General features: G+C 34.6%; 14 protein-coding genes. 8 read left to right on the top strand and 6 right to left on the bottom strand.

Features of this window, described 5'->3' with window-relative positions; genetic code table 11:
• Nucleotides 1-6 precede the first annotated feature (6 nt).
• From ftsY to gloB, 3 genes are all read left to right on the top strand, one after another.
• A complete protein-coding gene (gene ftsY / locus ACFINC_RS00800) occupies nucleotides 7-1,263 on the top strand; it encodes a signal recognition particle-docking protein FtsY (RefSeq protein WP_375615677.1) in 1,257 nt (418 codons plus the stop codon).
• The gene (locus ACFINC_RS00795; RefSeq protein ID WP_375615676.1) at nucleotides 1,260-1,946 is read left to right on the top strand and encodes a septation protein A; all 687 of its coding nucleotides are present in this window, start codon (nucleotides 1,260-1,262) and stop codon (nucleotides 1,944-1,946) included. Before ftsY ends, ACFINC_RS00795 begins: the two co-directional genes overlap by 4 nt.
• 62 nt (nucleotides 1,947-2,008) lie before the next feature.
• Entirely contained in the window at nucleotides 2,009-2,770 is a 762-nt protein-coding gene (gloB, locus tag ACFINC_RS00790; RefSeq protein WP_375615675.1) for a hydroxyacylglutathione hydrolase, read from the top strand.
• A gap of 494 nt (nucleotides 2,771-3,264) precedes the next feature.
• Here the strand turns inward: gloB and ACFINC_RS00785 are convergent, their stop codons facing one another.
• The 6 genes from ACFINC_RS00785 to rho all read right to left on the bottom strand — a co-directional run bounded on the left by ACFINC_RS00785 (nucleotide 3,265) and on the right by rho (nucleotide 10,231).
• Nucleotides 3,265-4,161, bottom strand: a complete 897-nt coding sequence (locus tag ACFINC_RS00785) for a ParB/RepB/Spo0J family partition protein (RefSeq protein WP_375615674.1) — start codon at nucleotides 4,159-4,161, stop codon at nucleotides 3,265-3,267.
• Between the two features lie 39 nt (nucleotides 4,162-4,200).
• Nucleotides 4,201-4,998 carry a ParA family protein gene (locus ACFINC_RS00780; RefSeq protein WP_039759463.1) on the bottom strand — a complete coding sequence of 266 codons (798 nt, stop codon included), beginning with the start codon at nucleotides 4,996-4,998 and terminating at the stop codon, nucleotides 4,201-4,203.
• Nucleotides 4,999-5,004: 6 nt separating this feature from the next.
• Nucleotides 5,005-5,652 carry a 16S rRNA (guanine(527)-N(7))-methyltransferase RsmG gene (gene rsmG, locus ACFINC_RS00775; protein ID WP_375615673.1) on the bottom strand — a complete coding sequence of 216 codons (648 nt, stop codon included), beginning with the start codon at nucleotides 5,650-5,652 and terminating at the stop codon, nucleotides 5,005-5,007.
• On the bottom strand, nucleotides 5,652-7,520 hold the full coding sequence (gene mnmG / locus ACFINC_RS00770; RefSeq protein WP_375615672.1) for a tRNA uridine-5-carboxymethylaminomethyl(34) synthesis enzyme MnmG: 1,869 nt from the start codon (nucleotides 7,518-7,520) through the stop codon (nucleotides 5,652-5,654). The genes rsmG and mnmG overlap by 1 nt, the downstream gene beginning before the upstream one ends.
• A 106-nt stretch (nucleotides 7,521-7,626) precedes the next feature.
• Nucleotides 7,627-8,934: a tRNA uridine-5-carboxymethylaminomethyl(34) synthesis GTPase MnmE gene (mnmE, locus tag ACFINC_RS00765; RefSeq protein WP_375615671.1), complete on the bottom strand. Its 1,308-nt coding sequence runs from the start codon at nucleotides 8,932-8,934 to the stop codon at nucleotides 7,627-7,629.
• Nucleotides 8,935-8,965: 31 nt separating this feature from the next.
• Complete coding sequence (gene rho / locus ACFINC_RS00760) at nucleotides 8,966-10,231, bottom strand: transcription termination factor Rho (protein WP_375615670.1); 1,266 nt, start codon at nucleotides 10,229-10,231, stop codon at nucleotides 8,966-8,968.
• 552 nt (nucleotides 10,232-10,783) lie between these two features.
• On the opposite strand from rho, the gene ACFINC_RS00755 reads away from it, so the two are divergent.
• Genes ACFINC_RS00755 through dnaQ form a run of 5 tightly spaced genes read left to right on the top strand, consistent with a single transcriptional unit; the run spans nucleotide 10,784 to nucleotide 14,378 of the window.
• Nucleotides 10,784-11,608, top strand: coding sequence for a pyruvate, water dikinase regulatory protein (locus ACFINC_RS00755; RefSeq protein WP_375615669.1), 825 nt, complete (start codon nucleotides 10,784-10,786; stop codon nucleotides 11,606-11,608).
• Nucleotides 11,609-11,620: 12 nt separating this feature from the next.
• Nucleotides 11,621-12,217: a Maf family nucleotide pyrophosphatase gene (locus ACFINC_RS00750; RefSeq protein WP_375615668.1), complete on the top strand. Its 597-nt coding sequence runs from the start codon at nucleotides 11,621-11,623 to the stop codon at nucleotides 12,215-12,217.
• Nucleotides 12,210-13,082, top strand: a complete 873-nt coding sequence (locus ACFINC_RS00745) for a shikimate dehydrogenase (protein WP_375615667.1) — start codon at nucleotides 12,210-12,212, stop codon at nucleotides 13,080-13,082. The genes ACFINC_RS00750 and ACFINC_RS00745 overlap by 8 nt, the downstream gene beginning before the upstream one ends.
• Nucleotides 13,079-13,666, top strand: coding sequence for a dephospho-CoA kinase (coaE, locus tag ACFINC_RS00740; protein WP_375615666.1), 588 nt, complete (start codon nucleotides 13,079-13,081; stop codon nucleotides 13,664-13,666). The genes ACFINC_RS00745 and coaE overlap by 4 nt, the downstream gene beginning before the upstream one ends.
• A 4-nt stretch (nucleotides 13,667-13,670) precedes the next feature.
• Nucleotides 13,671-14,378 carry a DNA polymerase III subunit epsilon gene (gene dnaQ / locus ACFINC_RS00735; RefSeq protein WP_375615665.1) on the top strand — a complete coding sequence of 236 codons (708 nt, stop codon included), beginning with the start codon at nucleotides 13,671-13,673 and terminating at the stop codon, nucleotides 14,376-14,378.
• The last annotated feature ends 316 nt before the right edge of the window (nucleotides 14,379-14,694 follow it).

The following is a 14,694-nucleotide window of genomic DNA, read 5'->3' as shown; positions in this document are numbered from 1 at the left end:
TTTCTTATGACAAAATCTTTTATAAAAAAAATATTTTCTTTTAACAAATCTAAAGAGCAGGAAATGGAACAAATTTCTATTCCTGATAAAAGCGATATCATAGAAAAAAAGAAGGACAAAAATGAAAGAACAAAAAACAACGAAATCTCTATAGATACAGAAAAAGAAGAACAAACAAAAAATCAAAAGTCAACACCTACAAAGTGTGATAAAAAATCACCACCTTTAGAATCTCATTCTGATAAAGCTCCCCTTTCCCCTTATGGCAAAATTATTGTCACAAACACCATCCGTGAAAAAAAGGATGAAGAAATTTTGTCTGAATCCTCTGTTGAACAAAAAAAGACAGCGTGGTTTGGACGCCTTAAAAAAGGTCTATCGCTTTCTTCACAACGCCTAAGCGGATCAATTAGTGACCTCTTTGTTAAAAGAAAACTTGATGAAGCTACACTGCAAGAGCTCGAAGATATTCTGATTCAAGCTGACCTCGGTGTAGAAACGGCAACGCGCATCACGAATACTTTAGCTTCCAGTCGTTATGGAAAAGACCTCTCTCCAGATGACATTCATACTATTGTAGCTGATGAGATCAAAAAAGTTCTGGAACCTGTTGCAATACCATTAGAACTTGATCTCAGCCATAAGCCTCATGTTATTTTGCTAGTAGGTGTAAATGGCACTGGAAAAACGACAACTATTGGAAAACTTGCAGCCAAATTAACAGCAGGGGGATTAAAAGTTATGCTTGCAGCCGGTGACACTTTCCGAGCCGCAGCTATTGAGCAACTGCATATTTGGGGTGAACGTACTGATTCTCCTGTTATTTCGACAAAATTAGGTGCAGATGCTGCAAGTTTAGCCTTTGATGCTTTTGAGAAAGCGAAAAAAGCAAACAGTGATGTATTAATTATTGATACAGCAGGGCGTTTACAAAATAAATCTGAATTGATGGATGAATTGGCAAAAATTATTCGTGTTTTAAGAAAACACACCCTCCAAGCGCCCCATACAATCCTTCAAACTCTTGACGCAACGACCGGACAAAATGCACTCAACCAAGTGGATATTTTCCGTGATATTGCTGGTGTTAATGGTTTAGTCATGACAAAGCTGGATGGAACAGCACGAGGAGGAATTCTTGTCGCTATCGCAGCAAAATATAAATTACCCGTTTATTTTATCGGTATAGGAGAAAATATTGAAGACCTTCAACCCTTTTCTGCTTCTGACTTTGCCGAAACTATCGCAGGAAAACATGTATGAAACAGCCTTTATCTAACCCTAATTCACATAATAATTCTGAAAAAAATGTGAATAACAATAAAAAAACGCCCCTTTCACCAACACTTAAATTTCTTTTAGAAATGGGACCATTGGTCGCCTTCTTTTTTGCCAATTATAAAGGAGAATGGTTGATAAAAAACATTGAATTTTTTCAAAATTTTAGCAAGCCTATTTTCCCTGCAACAGCTATTTTTATGGTAGCAATTATTATTTCTCTAAGCTTATCATGGATCCTTGCAAAACAAATTCCTATTATGCCTCTTATTTCGGGAATATTTGTTCTCATTTTTGGTTTTTTAACTCTCTGGCTTCATAATGAAACTTTCATAAAAATGAAACCAACAATCATTAATAGCTTATTTGCTTTGATACTTTTTGGTGGAATGTTTTTTAAAAAACCGCTTTTGCGTTATGCTCTTGACTCTACCTTAAAACTTGATGATTTAGGCTGGCAAAAACTGACCTATCGTTGGGCGTTTTTTTTCGTTTTTCTTGCTCTTTTGAATGAAATTATTTGGCGCAATTTTAGCGATAATTTTTGGACGAGTTTCAAAGTTTTTGGCGTCATGCCTATAACAGTTCTTTTCATGCTTACCCAAATGCCTATCATTATAAAACATTCAAAAGGACTTTTTACAGAAGAGGACAAATCTGATTCTTAAAAAACTTACCATTACAAATTATTTCATAGATTCATTACGAAACACTGTTCAGGAGAAAAAACATGTTGATTGAACAGTTTATCTGTCGAGAAGATAATTTTGGTGTGCTCATTCATGATGAAAAAAGCGGTATGACAGCCGCAATAGATGCTCCAGAAAGCAAAGCGATTCATAACGCTTTAAAGCGCCGCAATTGGACACTTAACACTATTTTTGTGACTCACCATCATCACGACCATGTAGAAGCCCTAGCAGAATTAAAGCAAGTTTACAATGCTATAGTTATTGGACCAGAAGCAGAAAAAGACAAGATTCACCATCTTGATCAAACACTTCACCCTGATGAGAAGCTTCTTTTTGGTTCTCAAATGCTCTCAGCTCTCTCAACACCTGGCCATACGCTAGGAGCGCTATCTTACTATTTTCCTGAAAAAAAATTACTGTTTGCTGGAGATACGCTTTTTTCACTTGGTTGTGGACGTCTTTTTGAAGGAACAGCTGCACAAATGCTAAATTCTTTAAAAAAACTTCGTAAACTTCCCGATGAAACACTCCTCTATTGTGGACACGAGTACACAAAAAATAATGCTCTTTTCGCGCTAACAATTGACCCACATAATAAAAAACTCCACCAAAGAGTAGAAGGTGTTTTTTTATTGCGCGCAAAAAATGCCATGACTCTTCCTGTCACTTTAGGGCAAGAAAAAACAACAAATCCCTTTCTCCGCTGGGATGACGGTACGTTGCGAAAAAAACTTGCAATGGAAGAAGAAACAGATGAAGAAGTTTTTGCTGAAATTCGAAAAAGAAAGGATAATTTTTAATCATGTTTAAATTTCTATTGTTCTTTTTCTTTTTTTTCCCTTTTGTATCATATGCTCAAGAAAAAAAATAAGAAATAGATAATTTTTCTCTTACATCACATCTTATTGCAAATTATCCCTTAACAGAAGAACTTCTTTTAAAGCTGGAAAAAATTGAAAAAGAATGTAAAAATTTATCACAAAATTTAAAAAAAACACATACAAAAAGGTATAGCACCACTGATAGTGATAGTATTGAAAATGATATTGCCTACATTTCTAATAAACAAGGACTCGTAAATATTTTAAGAGAAAATAATCTCACACCAAAAGATTTTATTATTGCTCTCCGTGCACTTCAAGCAAGCTTGATTGTGCTAACAAATGAAGAGAATTCTACTTATGAAAAAAACGCTATATCCTCAAGCAATATAGAATTTTCTAAAAATCATATGTATAGAATGATCAAAATTTTAAAAGGTAATTGTGAAGAAAATTCTTTTTAGAATAATTAGTTAACTTTGTAAACGTCGACAAATTTCATCTAATTGTTCTAATGAAGAGTAATGTATTTTTAAATCTCCACCTTTTTTACCATGGCGAATAATAACTTTCATTCCGATCACATCTGCAAGTAACTTTTCTAAAGATTTTGTTTCTGTATCTTTCTCTATAGTAGTACGTTTTTTAGTTTTAGGATTAGCTTGTTCATATGCAAGTATTTCTGTTTGACGTACAGAAAGCCCTTCACGTATAATTTTTTCAGCTAAATCTTGTGGATTATCCACGGTTATAAGGCAACGAGCATGACCTGCTGAAAGTTTTCCATCCGTTAAGAATTGTTGTACTTTTTCTGGAAGTTTTAATAAACGAAGCGTATTTGCAACATGACTACGACTTTTTCCAATAACTTGTGCTAAATCTACCTGCGTATAATCATGTTCATTCAAAAGCATCTCATATCCTTTTGCTTCTTCGATAGGATTAAGATCTGCTCGCTGAACATTTTCAATAATAGCCAATTCCAAAGCGGTTTTATCATCCACATCACGAATAATAACGGGTAATTGGCTTAAATTTGCACGTTGTGCAGCACGCCAACGCCGTTCACCCGCGATTAATTCAAACCGATGAGGATGATCTCTTAAAGGCCTTACAATAACAGGTTGAACCACACCGTGCTGACGAATTGATTGTGCCAAATTATCAAGTTCTGTTTCTGTAAAATGACGCCGAGGATTATGAGGATTACGTGAAATAGATTCAAGTGGAACAAATCGTTCAGAAATGCTACCGGATTCATTTAATTTATCAAAGCTTGATGAACGTGCAAGATTGTTGTTTAAATTGATATCTCCAATCAATGCTGCTAATCCACGTCCTAGTCTTTTTTTTGAGAGATCATCATTCATAACTTTTCTCTTTGAATTTTTAGATTATTTTTTATATTTTTAAGCAGCAGCCCGTGCTTGTTTTTCACGTTGAATCACTTCTGATGCTAGACGCAAATAAGCTTGACTTCCAGCACATTTGAGATCATAAAGCAATACGGGTTTACCAAAAGAGGGCGCTTCTGATACTCTTACATTTCGTGGAATAACAGTACGGTAAACTTTATCTCCCATAAAAGAGCGTACATCTTCAACAACTTGATTTGAGAGATTATTACGTCCATCATACATTGTTAGAACAATTCCTTGGATTTCTAAAGATGGATTAAGGACGGATCGCACCTGTTTTACTGTTTCCAGTAATTGACTTAAACCTTCAAGTGCGAGAAATTCGCATTGCATGGGTACCAAAACAGAATCTGCAGCTCCCATAGCATTGAGTGTAAGAAGATTAAGTGATGGTGGGCAATCAATTAAAACATAATTGAATTTTTTTTCCATTTCCGGATCATCATAGAGAGCTTTACGTAAGCGTTGTATGCGATCTTGTGACGAAGAAATTTCCATTTCCACGCCTAAAAGATCAAGTGTAGAAGGAACGATATGAAGATTAGGTACTGCTGTTTTTAAAGCCGCTTGTGTAATTGAAACACCTGAAACCAAAACATCATAAGAAGATAAAGGACGGCTATTACGATCAATTCCCAAGCCCGTACTTGCATTACCCTGTGGATCAACATCCATAATAAGGACATTTTCACCAATAGCCGCTAAAGCTGTTGCAAGATTAATTGCTGTGGTTGTTTTTCCGACTCCACCCTTTTGGTTTGCAATAGCGATAATTCGTGTTTCGCTCATTTTGCTTTACCCTCTATATGATCGAATATGAGAAATTTCCAAAATAACAGAATTTTCATCAACTTTACTTTTATGTTTTAACAGATCAAAGTGCCAATTGGCAGAGGCATTTTTTATTTCTGTAGCGTAATCCCGACCTTTTTGCAAAAGAGCGACTGTTTTTTCTGTTAATAAAGGAAAAATAAGCTGTAAAAGATTATTGAGCGGCGCTAATCCTCGGGCCGTTATAATATCAGATATAGGAATTTTTTGATATACATCTTCAATTCTAGCGTGATAAACCGTTGCTGGAAGATTAAGTTGGGCAATAACTGTTCGCAAAAAAGCGACTTTTTTTCCATTACTTTCAACAAGATTGATATGTCCTGCTTTTTTTTCTTTTAGAAAGATAGCAATCACAATTGCGGGAAAACCTCCTCCTGACCCTAAATCACACCAATGTAAAGAATGACTATACAAAGGAAAAATTTGTGCTGAATCTAAAATATGCCGTGTCCATAGATCTGGTATTGTTGCAGCAGATATCAAATTAATATGTGCATTCCATTGAAGTATTAAAGACTCAAACTGCATTAAATTTTCCATCGTTTCACGTGAAACAGAAGGAATAATATTTAATAGTTGTTGATATTTTTTTTCTGTAGAAAAATCCATTAAGCTGTTTTAGCCTTTTCACGCCGTTGACGTTGAATATATGTAATAATAAGTGATAACGCGGCAGGAGTCATGCCATCAATTTTTTGTGCATCAGCAATTGAACGAGGCGATACTTCTTGAATTTTTGATTTAAGTTCATTTGAAAGACCTGAAATTGCCTCAATATTAAGAGAAGAAGGAATTTCTAAACGTTCATCTCTTTGAAGAGAGGCAATATCTTGTGCTTGTTTATCTAAATAAACCGCATATTGTGCTTCAATTTCTAAAGCTTCGACTGTTTTAGAATCAATTACTTGTAATTGTGGCCATAAATGTGAAAGACGCTCTACAGTCATATGAGGATATGCAAGAAAATCATAAGCCGAACGCCGAATTCCATCATGGTTAACGTGTAATCCATGAGCAGAAGCTTCATTAGGTGTTAAAAAGAGATTTTGACATATTGATCGTGCTTGATCAAGCCGTTGTTGCTTTTTCTGATAATAATCCCAACGTACTTTACTCACAATACCCCATTCTTTTGCCAAAGGTGTTAAACGCGTATCAGCATTATCAGATCTTAAAGATAAACGAAATTCAGCACGTGATGTAAACATTCTATAAGGTTCACAAACACCACGTGAAACCAAATCATCAATCATAACACCAATATAAGCAGTAGAACGACTTATAAGTATTTCATCTAATTTACCTACCTTGCGTGCAGCATTCAATCCAGCTAAAAGACCTTGTGCTGCCGCTTCTTCATATCCTGTTGTGCCATTAATTTGCCCCGCTAAAAACAAACCTGGTAAAGAGCGTACTTCCAAACTTCTCGTTAATTGTTGAGGATTAACAAAATCATATTCAATAGCATAACCAGGTTGCAAAACTGTAGCATTTTCCAATCCTTCAATGGTTTTTAATAAAGAAATTTGTACATCTTCAGGAAGAGAAGTAGAAAGACCATTTGGATAAACAGTATCATCATTTAATCCTTCTGGTTCTAGAAAAATCTGATGTCCATCACGTTCCCCAAATTTAACGATTTTATCTTCAATTGAAGGACAATAACGTGGTCCTAATCCTTCAATATTTCCAGAATATAAAGCAGAGCGATAGATGTTTTCGCGAATAATTTTATGTGTTTGTGCATTTGTACGCGTTATTGCACATTCAATTTGTGGCTGTTCAATTTTCTCTGTTAAAAGAGAAAAAGGAACGGGATTTTCATCTGCTTGTTGTTTTTGGAGAGTTTCCCAAGCAATTGTTTTTTTACTCAGACGAGCAGGGGTTCCTGTTTTTAATCGTCCAAGTTTTATATGATAATTTTTTAAATGTTCAGCAAGTTTGATACTTGACTGATCTCCCATACGGCCAGCAGCCCATGTTTTATCACCAATATGAATAAAGCCATTTAAAAATGTACCTGTTGTTAAAACAACAGCACCAGAAAAAATTGTTCCTTGTTTTTTTAAAATTACACCTGATACACAATTATCTTTAACAACCAAATCAAGTACTTCATCCTCAATAAGAGTAAGATTTTCTTGTTCTTTTAAAAGTTTTTGAATTGCTTTTTTATAAAGTTGTCTATCTGCCTGTGTCCGTGGTCCTCTTACTGCCGGTCCTTTACGTCTATTAAGAAGTCTAAACTGAATTCCAGCGGCATCTGCTGCTCTTCCCATGAGACCATCTAACGCATCTATTTCACGAACAAGATGCCCTTTACCAAGACCACCAATAGCAGGATTACACGACATTGTTCCCAATGCTGATATTTTATGTGTAATAAGTGCTGTTTGTGCTCCTATACGCGCTGAAGCTGAAGCTGCTTCACAGCCAGCATGACCACCACCAACAATGATAACATCATATGATTGCATTTAATTCATTCCATAGAGAATATTCTAAGGTTTCACGTGAAACAAGATATAAATTACATAATCTTTATAATCTGTCTATGAAATAATCAATGTTTCACGTGAATCATTATTTACCAATACAAAACTCTGAAAAAATGATATCAAGTAAATCTTCAACATCAATATCTCCCGTAATTTTTCCAAGAAAATCACTTGCACGACGGAGATGTTCTGCACGTAAACTGAGATCAAAAGAATGATAATTGAGAGAAAATTCAATCTCTTTAACAGCTTCTTTTAATAATTGAAGTTGCCTTTTACGCGCCGGAACAAGATTTCCAATTTCACAAGCACGATGATGGCAAAATAATTCAAGTTCTTTGATAAAAGAATCAAAATTTAAACCAGTTAATGCGGAAAATTGTATAGACCAACACTGGTCATTTTTTTCATAAAGATCAAGCTTATTACCAACATGCCATATTTCAGCCGATGTTTCTGGTAAATCAACTTGCTTAGGATTTCCTATATCATAAACCAAAATAACCAAATCAGCTTCTCTAACATGCTGTTTAGCAACTTCTATTCCCATCTGTTCTATTTTATTTTCTGTTTTTCTAAAACCAGCAGTATCGGTTAAAAAAACAGGTAAACCACCAAGAATAATTCTCATTTCTAAAGCATCACGGGTTGTTCCTGCTTCTTCCGTTACAATAGCAACAGATCGTCCTGAAAGACGATTCATAATACTCGATTTTCCAGAATTTGGGGCACCTGCAATAACAATTTTTAATCCATCACGTAAAATACTTGCACGCTCTCCTTCACTAATATGTTTTCGAAGAGAAATACAAAGATCTTCTACATCTTTCCAAACTTTATCAGATATTGCATCAGGAATATCTTCTTCATCGACAAAATCAAGTTCTGCCTCAATAAAAGCACGAACCTTCATAAGCTTATGGCGCCAATCACGATAAAGTTTTGTTAAATGTCCACTTGTCCCCATAACAGCTAAACGACGCTGGCTTTCTGTTTCTGCTTCTATTAAATCAGCAAGTCCTTCCGCTTGAACAAGATCTAATTTTCCTTCCATAAATGCACGACGTGAAAATTCACCTGCCTCTGCAATACGGCATCCGGAAAATGTAGATAATTCATCGAGAAAACGATTAACAACTGCTTTTCCTCCATGCAAATGGAATTCTGCACAATCTTCTCCCGTAAAACTATGAGGAGCAGGAAAAAAAACAGTTAAAGCAGAATCTAAAAAACTGCCATCACGAGCTATGAGATTTCCATAATGCATAAAGCGTGCTTTAGGTAAACAACCACAAAGCGTTTTAACTATATCCACAACATGAGGACCAGAAAGCCGAATGACTGCAACCCCTGAAGGTAACAATCCACTCGAAACAGCAAAGATTGTATCCACAGGTTCTATCCTAATAAAAAACTTAATGACTCTATGTATTCATTGAATCAAAAAATTCGCTATTGTTTTTTGTTTGCTTTAACTTATCAATCAAAAACTCAATTGCATCTGTTACATTCATAGGTGCTAAAATACGACGAAGAACAAAAATTTTATGTAAATCTTGTCGTGCGACCAGAAGCTCTTCCTTACGCGTTCCTGACTTTAAAATATCCATAGCAGGGAAAATTCGCTTATCAGCAACTTTACGATCAAGAACAATTTCCGAATTACCTGTTCCTTTAAATTCTTCAAAAATAACCTCATCCATACGGCTACCTGTATCAATCAAAGCCGTTGCAATAATAGTCAAAGATCCGCCTTCCTCAATATTACGTGCTGCACCAAAGAAACGTTTTGGACGCTGTAGAGCATTTGCATCCACACCCCCTGTCAAAACTTTACCTGAAGAAGGAACAACCGTATTATATGCACGCCCAAGACGTGTAATAGAGTCGAGAAGAATAACAACATCACGCCCATATTCAACGAGACGTTTGGCTTTTTCAATGACCATTTCAGCCACTTGCACATGACGTATTGCAGGTTCATCAAAAGTAGAAGAAACCACCTCTCCTTTTACTGAACGCTGCATATCAGTAACCTCTTCTGGTCTTTCATCGATTAAAAGAACAATGAGATAACATTCAGGATGATTAGTGGTAATAGAATGAGCAATATTTTGAAGTAAAACTGTCTTTCCCGTCCGTGGTGGCGCGACAATTAGTCCCCTCTGTCCTTTTCCCAATGGAGATATCAAATCAATCACACGTGATGACATATCTTTCTCTGTAGGATCTTGTATTTCCATTTGGAAACGTTCATTTGAATAAAGGGGAGTAAGATTATCAAAGTGAATTTTATAACGGATCTTTTCAGGTTTTTCAAAATTAATTGTATTAATTTTAAGGAGAGCAAAATAACGTTCCCCTTCTTTTGGACTGCGTATAAGCCCTTCAATAGTATCACCTGTTTTTAAAGAAAACGACTGAATTTGTGCAGGTGAAAGATAGATATCATCAGGCCCAGGAAGATAATTAGCATCAGCAGAGCGCAAGAATCCAAATCCATCTTGTAAAACTTCAACAACACCTTCTCCTATAATTTCTACATCTTGTAGGGCTAGTTTTTTCAAGATTGCAAACATTAATTCTTGTTTACGCATAAGGGAAGCATTTTCAACTTCTAAAGTTTCAGCAAAAGAAACAAGTTCAACTGGTTTTTTGCTTTTAAGTTCTTGTAGTTTCATTTTTTGCATGAAATATGCTCTTTTAATTAAGAAGAGGATTACCCTGAACAATTTATGGAGATTTTATGAATGAAATATTCTTTAAGAAAAAATTATTTTACACTCAATTTTTTTAATCTGCAAGTACCATTTATATGAAATTTATTTGTGTAATATCAAGTAATTGTATAAAAATTTTAAAAAACATAAAATCCGAACAGTATTTAATTATTTCGTAAGAAAAATATGAATAAAATCTATATCACTAATGAAATGCTATTCAAAAGAATTTTTTATTAATAAATTTATATTTAAAAGAGGATTCTTATTATTAAAGACTGTGGTTAATGTGAATTATTATTTATACTGTATTTATCCTCAATTTTATCCACAAAATAGAAGAAAAAAAGAATATAAATAACACTATCTTAAAGATATTATCCCCTCTTTTTTTTATAATAGGTGTTTGATTATCACAAGCATTTGATTTGTGCATAATAATGGAGAATTTTTTCTAAATTTTAGTTTTATAAAAAACAGTGAGGGTATATACACATATCTTAACAAGGAGTTAAAATTTTTGTGACAAAAGAAAAAAAATCCTTTCATTTACACATGCTTTCTGATGCAACGGGGGAGACATTAATTTCTGTTGGAAGAGCTGTAGCATCCCAATATGCAATGTGTCAGGCAACAGAGCATATCTATCCTATGATTCGTAATAAAATACAGTTGCAAAAAGTTCTTGATGAAATACAACAAGAGCCAGGTATTGTTCTTTACACAATGATTGATGAAGAACTTAAACTACTCCTTCAAAAAAAATGCAAAAAAATAGAAGTTCCCTGTATTGATATATTGTATCCTGTTTTAAATGCTTTTCAGTCTTACCTTGGAATGCCAACTCATTTACGTGTTAGTGCACAACATGATCTTAATGCAGATTATTTTCGTCGTATTGAGGCACTGGATTTTACAATAGAGCATGATGATGGACAGTCTTCCAGTAGCTTATCTGAAGCGGATGTAATCCTTGTAGGAATTTCAAGAACCTCTAAAACGCCAACAAGCATCTATTTAGCAAATCGCGGAATCAAAACGGCTAATGTTCCTCTTATTCCAGGAATTGATTTGCCAGAATCTCTTTTAGAGGTAAAAAATTCTTTAATTATTGGTTTAATTGCTTCAGCTGAAAGAATCTCACATATTCGTCAAAATAGAGATTTAGGAGAAGGTTTTGCTCTTGATAATTATACTAATCGTATCAACATAGCTGAAGAATTAATCCATGCAAAACGCATTTGCGAACGTTTTGGTTGGCCTATTATTGATGTCACAAGGCGCTCTATTGAAGAAACTGCTGCTGCAATATTTGAACTTTTATCACGGTTTCGTGAAGGAAAATGAGAGAAAATCCTCATGGACGCAGATACGTTAATATTAGCATCTCTTAGTTTTTATCGTGCACAGTTGTTGAAAAAGGCAGGTTTAAATTTTTTAATTGAAGGTGCTTCTTTTGATGAGAGAGAAGTGGAAAAAACAACAAAAGAAAAAACACCCAAAGAACTTAGCTGTTTTCTTGCAAGTGCAAAAGCAAAAAATGTTTCAGATCGTTTTCCTGATGCTTTCGTTATTGGTTGTGATCAAGTTCTTGATTTGGAAGGTAAAGTTTTTCATAAAGCAAGAAATATTAAGGAAGCACATCAACGTTTATGTGAGTTATCAGGAAAAACCCATTCTCTTCATAGTGCGGTAGCTTTATTTAAAAATGGTCAAAAAATTTGGGTTGAAGCTTTTAGTGCACATATGTCCGTCCGTTTGCTCTCGTCAGAATTTATTGAACATTATTTAGCACGCATAGGAAAAGATGTTTTAAACAGCGTGGGAGTATATCAAATTGAAGGAGAAGGGATTCATCTCTTTGAAAAAATTGAAGGAGATTTTTTTACCATTGTTGGTTTACCTTTACTGCCTTTACTCATAAAACTGCGCCACTTAGGAATTATTGATGGTTGACTTAACAATAAAAAAAACAAATTATCCGCGTGCTTTTGTTGTTGGTTCTCCAATTCATCATTCAAAATCGCCAAAAATTCACAATTTTTGGCTTAAACAATATGGTTTACAAGGAGAATATCTTGCACAGGAAGTAACATCCGAAGAATTTAGTCATTTTATTGTTTCTTTACAAAAAATGGGCTTTTGTGGAGGAAATGTTACTTTGCCTCATAAACAAGAAGCCTTTCGTTTAGCAGATTATAAAGATGAGAGAGCAACAATGATTGGTGCTGCTAATACACTTTGGTATGAAGGAGATAAGCTTTGTGCCACGAATAGCGATGCCTATGGTTTTAGCGCTAATCTTGATGATTTTGCATCTGATTGGGAAGGGGAAACAGCTCTTGTTTTTGGAGCAGGTGGTGCCGCACGCGCTATCCTATATGCTTTAAAAAAACGCGGATTTGAACAGATTTATTTGATTAACCGTACAAAACAACGCGCTGATAATTTAGCTCAGCATTTTGGAAAAATCATTAAAGTTTACGATTGGCATAAAATCCATGAAATACTTCATCAAGCTGATTTGATTGTTAATACAACCTCTATAGGCATAAAAAATCCAGAAGAAAAAAGAGATTCTTTTTTTTGTGATTTTCATAAAGCAAAAACAACGGCATTAGTAACAGATATTGTTTATACACCATTGATAACTCCTTTTTTACAACAGGCAAAGGCTTGTGATCTCAAAACGGTTGATGGGCTTGGGATGCTTCTACATCAGGCTGTTATAGGATTTGAACGGTGGTTTGGAATAAAACCACAGGTAACAAAAGCGTTAAGGACAGCCATTTTAGAGGATATGAGTGAAGAAAAAGAATGAAAATTATAGGATTAACCGGATCAATAGCTATGGGAAAATCAACAGTTGCTGATTTTTTCAGACAAGCGGGTATTTCTATTTTTAGTGCTGATGAGGCGGTACAACAACTCTATAAAAGTGAGCCAGTTTTGCCACTCATAGAGCGTATTTTTCCTGGAGTTGTTGAAAACGATGAAGTTAATCGTTTGAAACTTTCTGAAATTTTGATTGATGATAAGGAAAAATTACAAACATTAGAAAAAATAATTCATCCTTTGGTGCAAGAAAAAGAAAGAGAATTTATTGATACAGCGCGCAAACAAGGGGAAAAATTAGTTATTCTTGATATTCCACTTCTGTTTGAAACAAATGGTGAAAATCGTGTAGATAGCGTTATTGTTGTTTCTGCTCCACCAGAAATACAAAAAGAACGTGTAATGATTCGCCAAGGTATGAATGAGAAAAAATTTGCCTTTATCAATGCCCAACAAATGCCAGATGAAAAAAAACGAGAACGTGCTGATTTTATTATTGATACAGGGAAAGATTTAGAAAATACCCGTCAACAGGTTTTTGATGTGATAAAAAAATTGCTAAAGAATTAAAATCATGCGTGAAATTATTTTTGATACAGAAACAACAGGTTTAGATAAAGAGAAAGATCGCATAATCGAAATTGGTTGTGTAGAAATGGTTGATCGTTATCTTACAGGGCGCCAATTTCATGTTTATTTAAACCCTGAAGGCGTTATTATTCCTGATGAAGTTGTAGCAATTCACGGATTAACCAATGAACGCCTAAAAAACGAGAAAAGTTTTAGTGATATTGTTGATGAATTTTTGGAATTTATTAATGGCGCGACAATGATTGCGCATAATGCGAGTTTTGATATTGGTTTTATTAATGCAGAATTAAAACGCGTCAATAAGCCGCTCATCAGTGTTGATAATATTCTTGATACATTGGCTATGGCACGGCGTAAATTCCCTATGGGCCCTAATTCTCTTGATATTTTATGCAAACGCTTTGGAATTGATAACAGCCATCGTGTTCTTCATGGTGCTTTACTTGATGCAGAGATTTTGGCCGATGTTTATATTGAATTGATTGGTGGAAAGCAGGGCATATTGGGTTTTGATAACAGAAAGAGTGTTGATGAACATACTCGAAGTGACAAAGATATGCCTTATGCAGTTAAATTTCGCCCACAGGCTTTACCTTCAAGATTGAGTGCGCAAGAAAAAAGCTTGCATGCTGATTTTATCAATAAAATGGGTGAAAAAGCTCTGTGGAATAACTTCAAAGTTTATGAATAATATTCTTATTTTTTCTCTAAACAAGCTATTTAAGGTTAAAAAATATAAAATTATGGATACCAAAAAAACGGTCGTTGTGGGGAGGGGAACACCACAACGACCTTGTCGCTACATTGTACCTCAGCTATCATAGGAGGAGCAAAATGAAAGCTATTAATCCTGTAACAGCAAAGAAAAGCTCTAGGTACTTAATATAAAGTGCAACGACTTCATGTCTTATGGAAAGAAAAAATGGCTTTTTAGAGGCAAAATAAAAAAATAAAATAAAAATGAAAAAAATATATACAGGTAATTTGTTTTTTAGCTGAAATGGAGA

Source organism: Bartonella sp. AP58NXGY (assembly GCF_042195785.1).
In the GTDB taxonomy this organism is placed as follows: domain Bacteria; phylum Pseudomonadota; class Alphaproteobacteria; order Rhizobiales; family Rhizobiaceae; genus Bartonella.
This window is presented reverse-complemented; position numbering and strand designations above follow the sequence as displayed.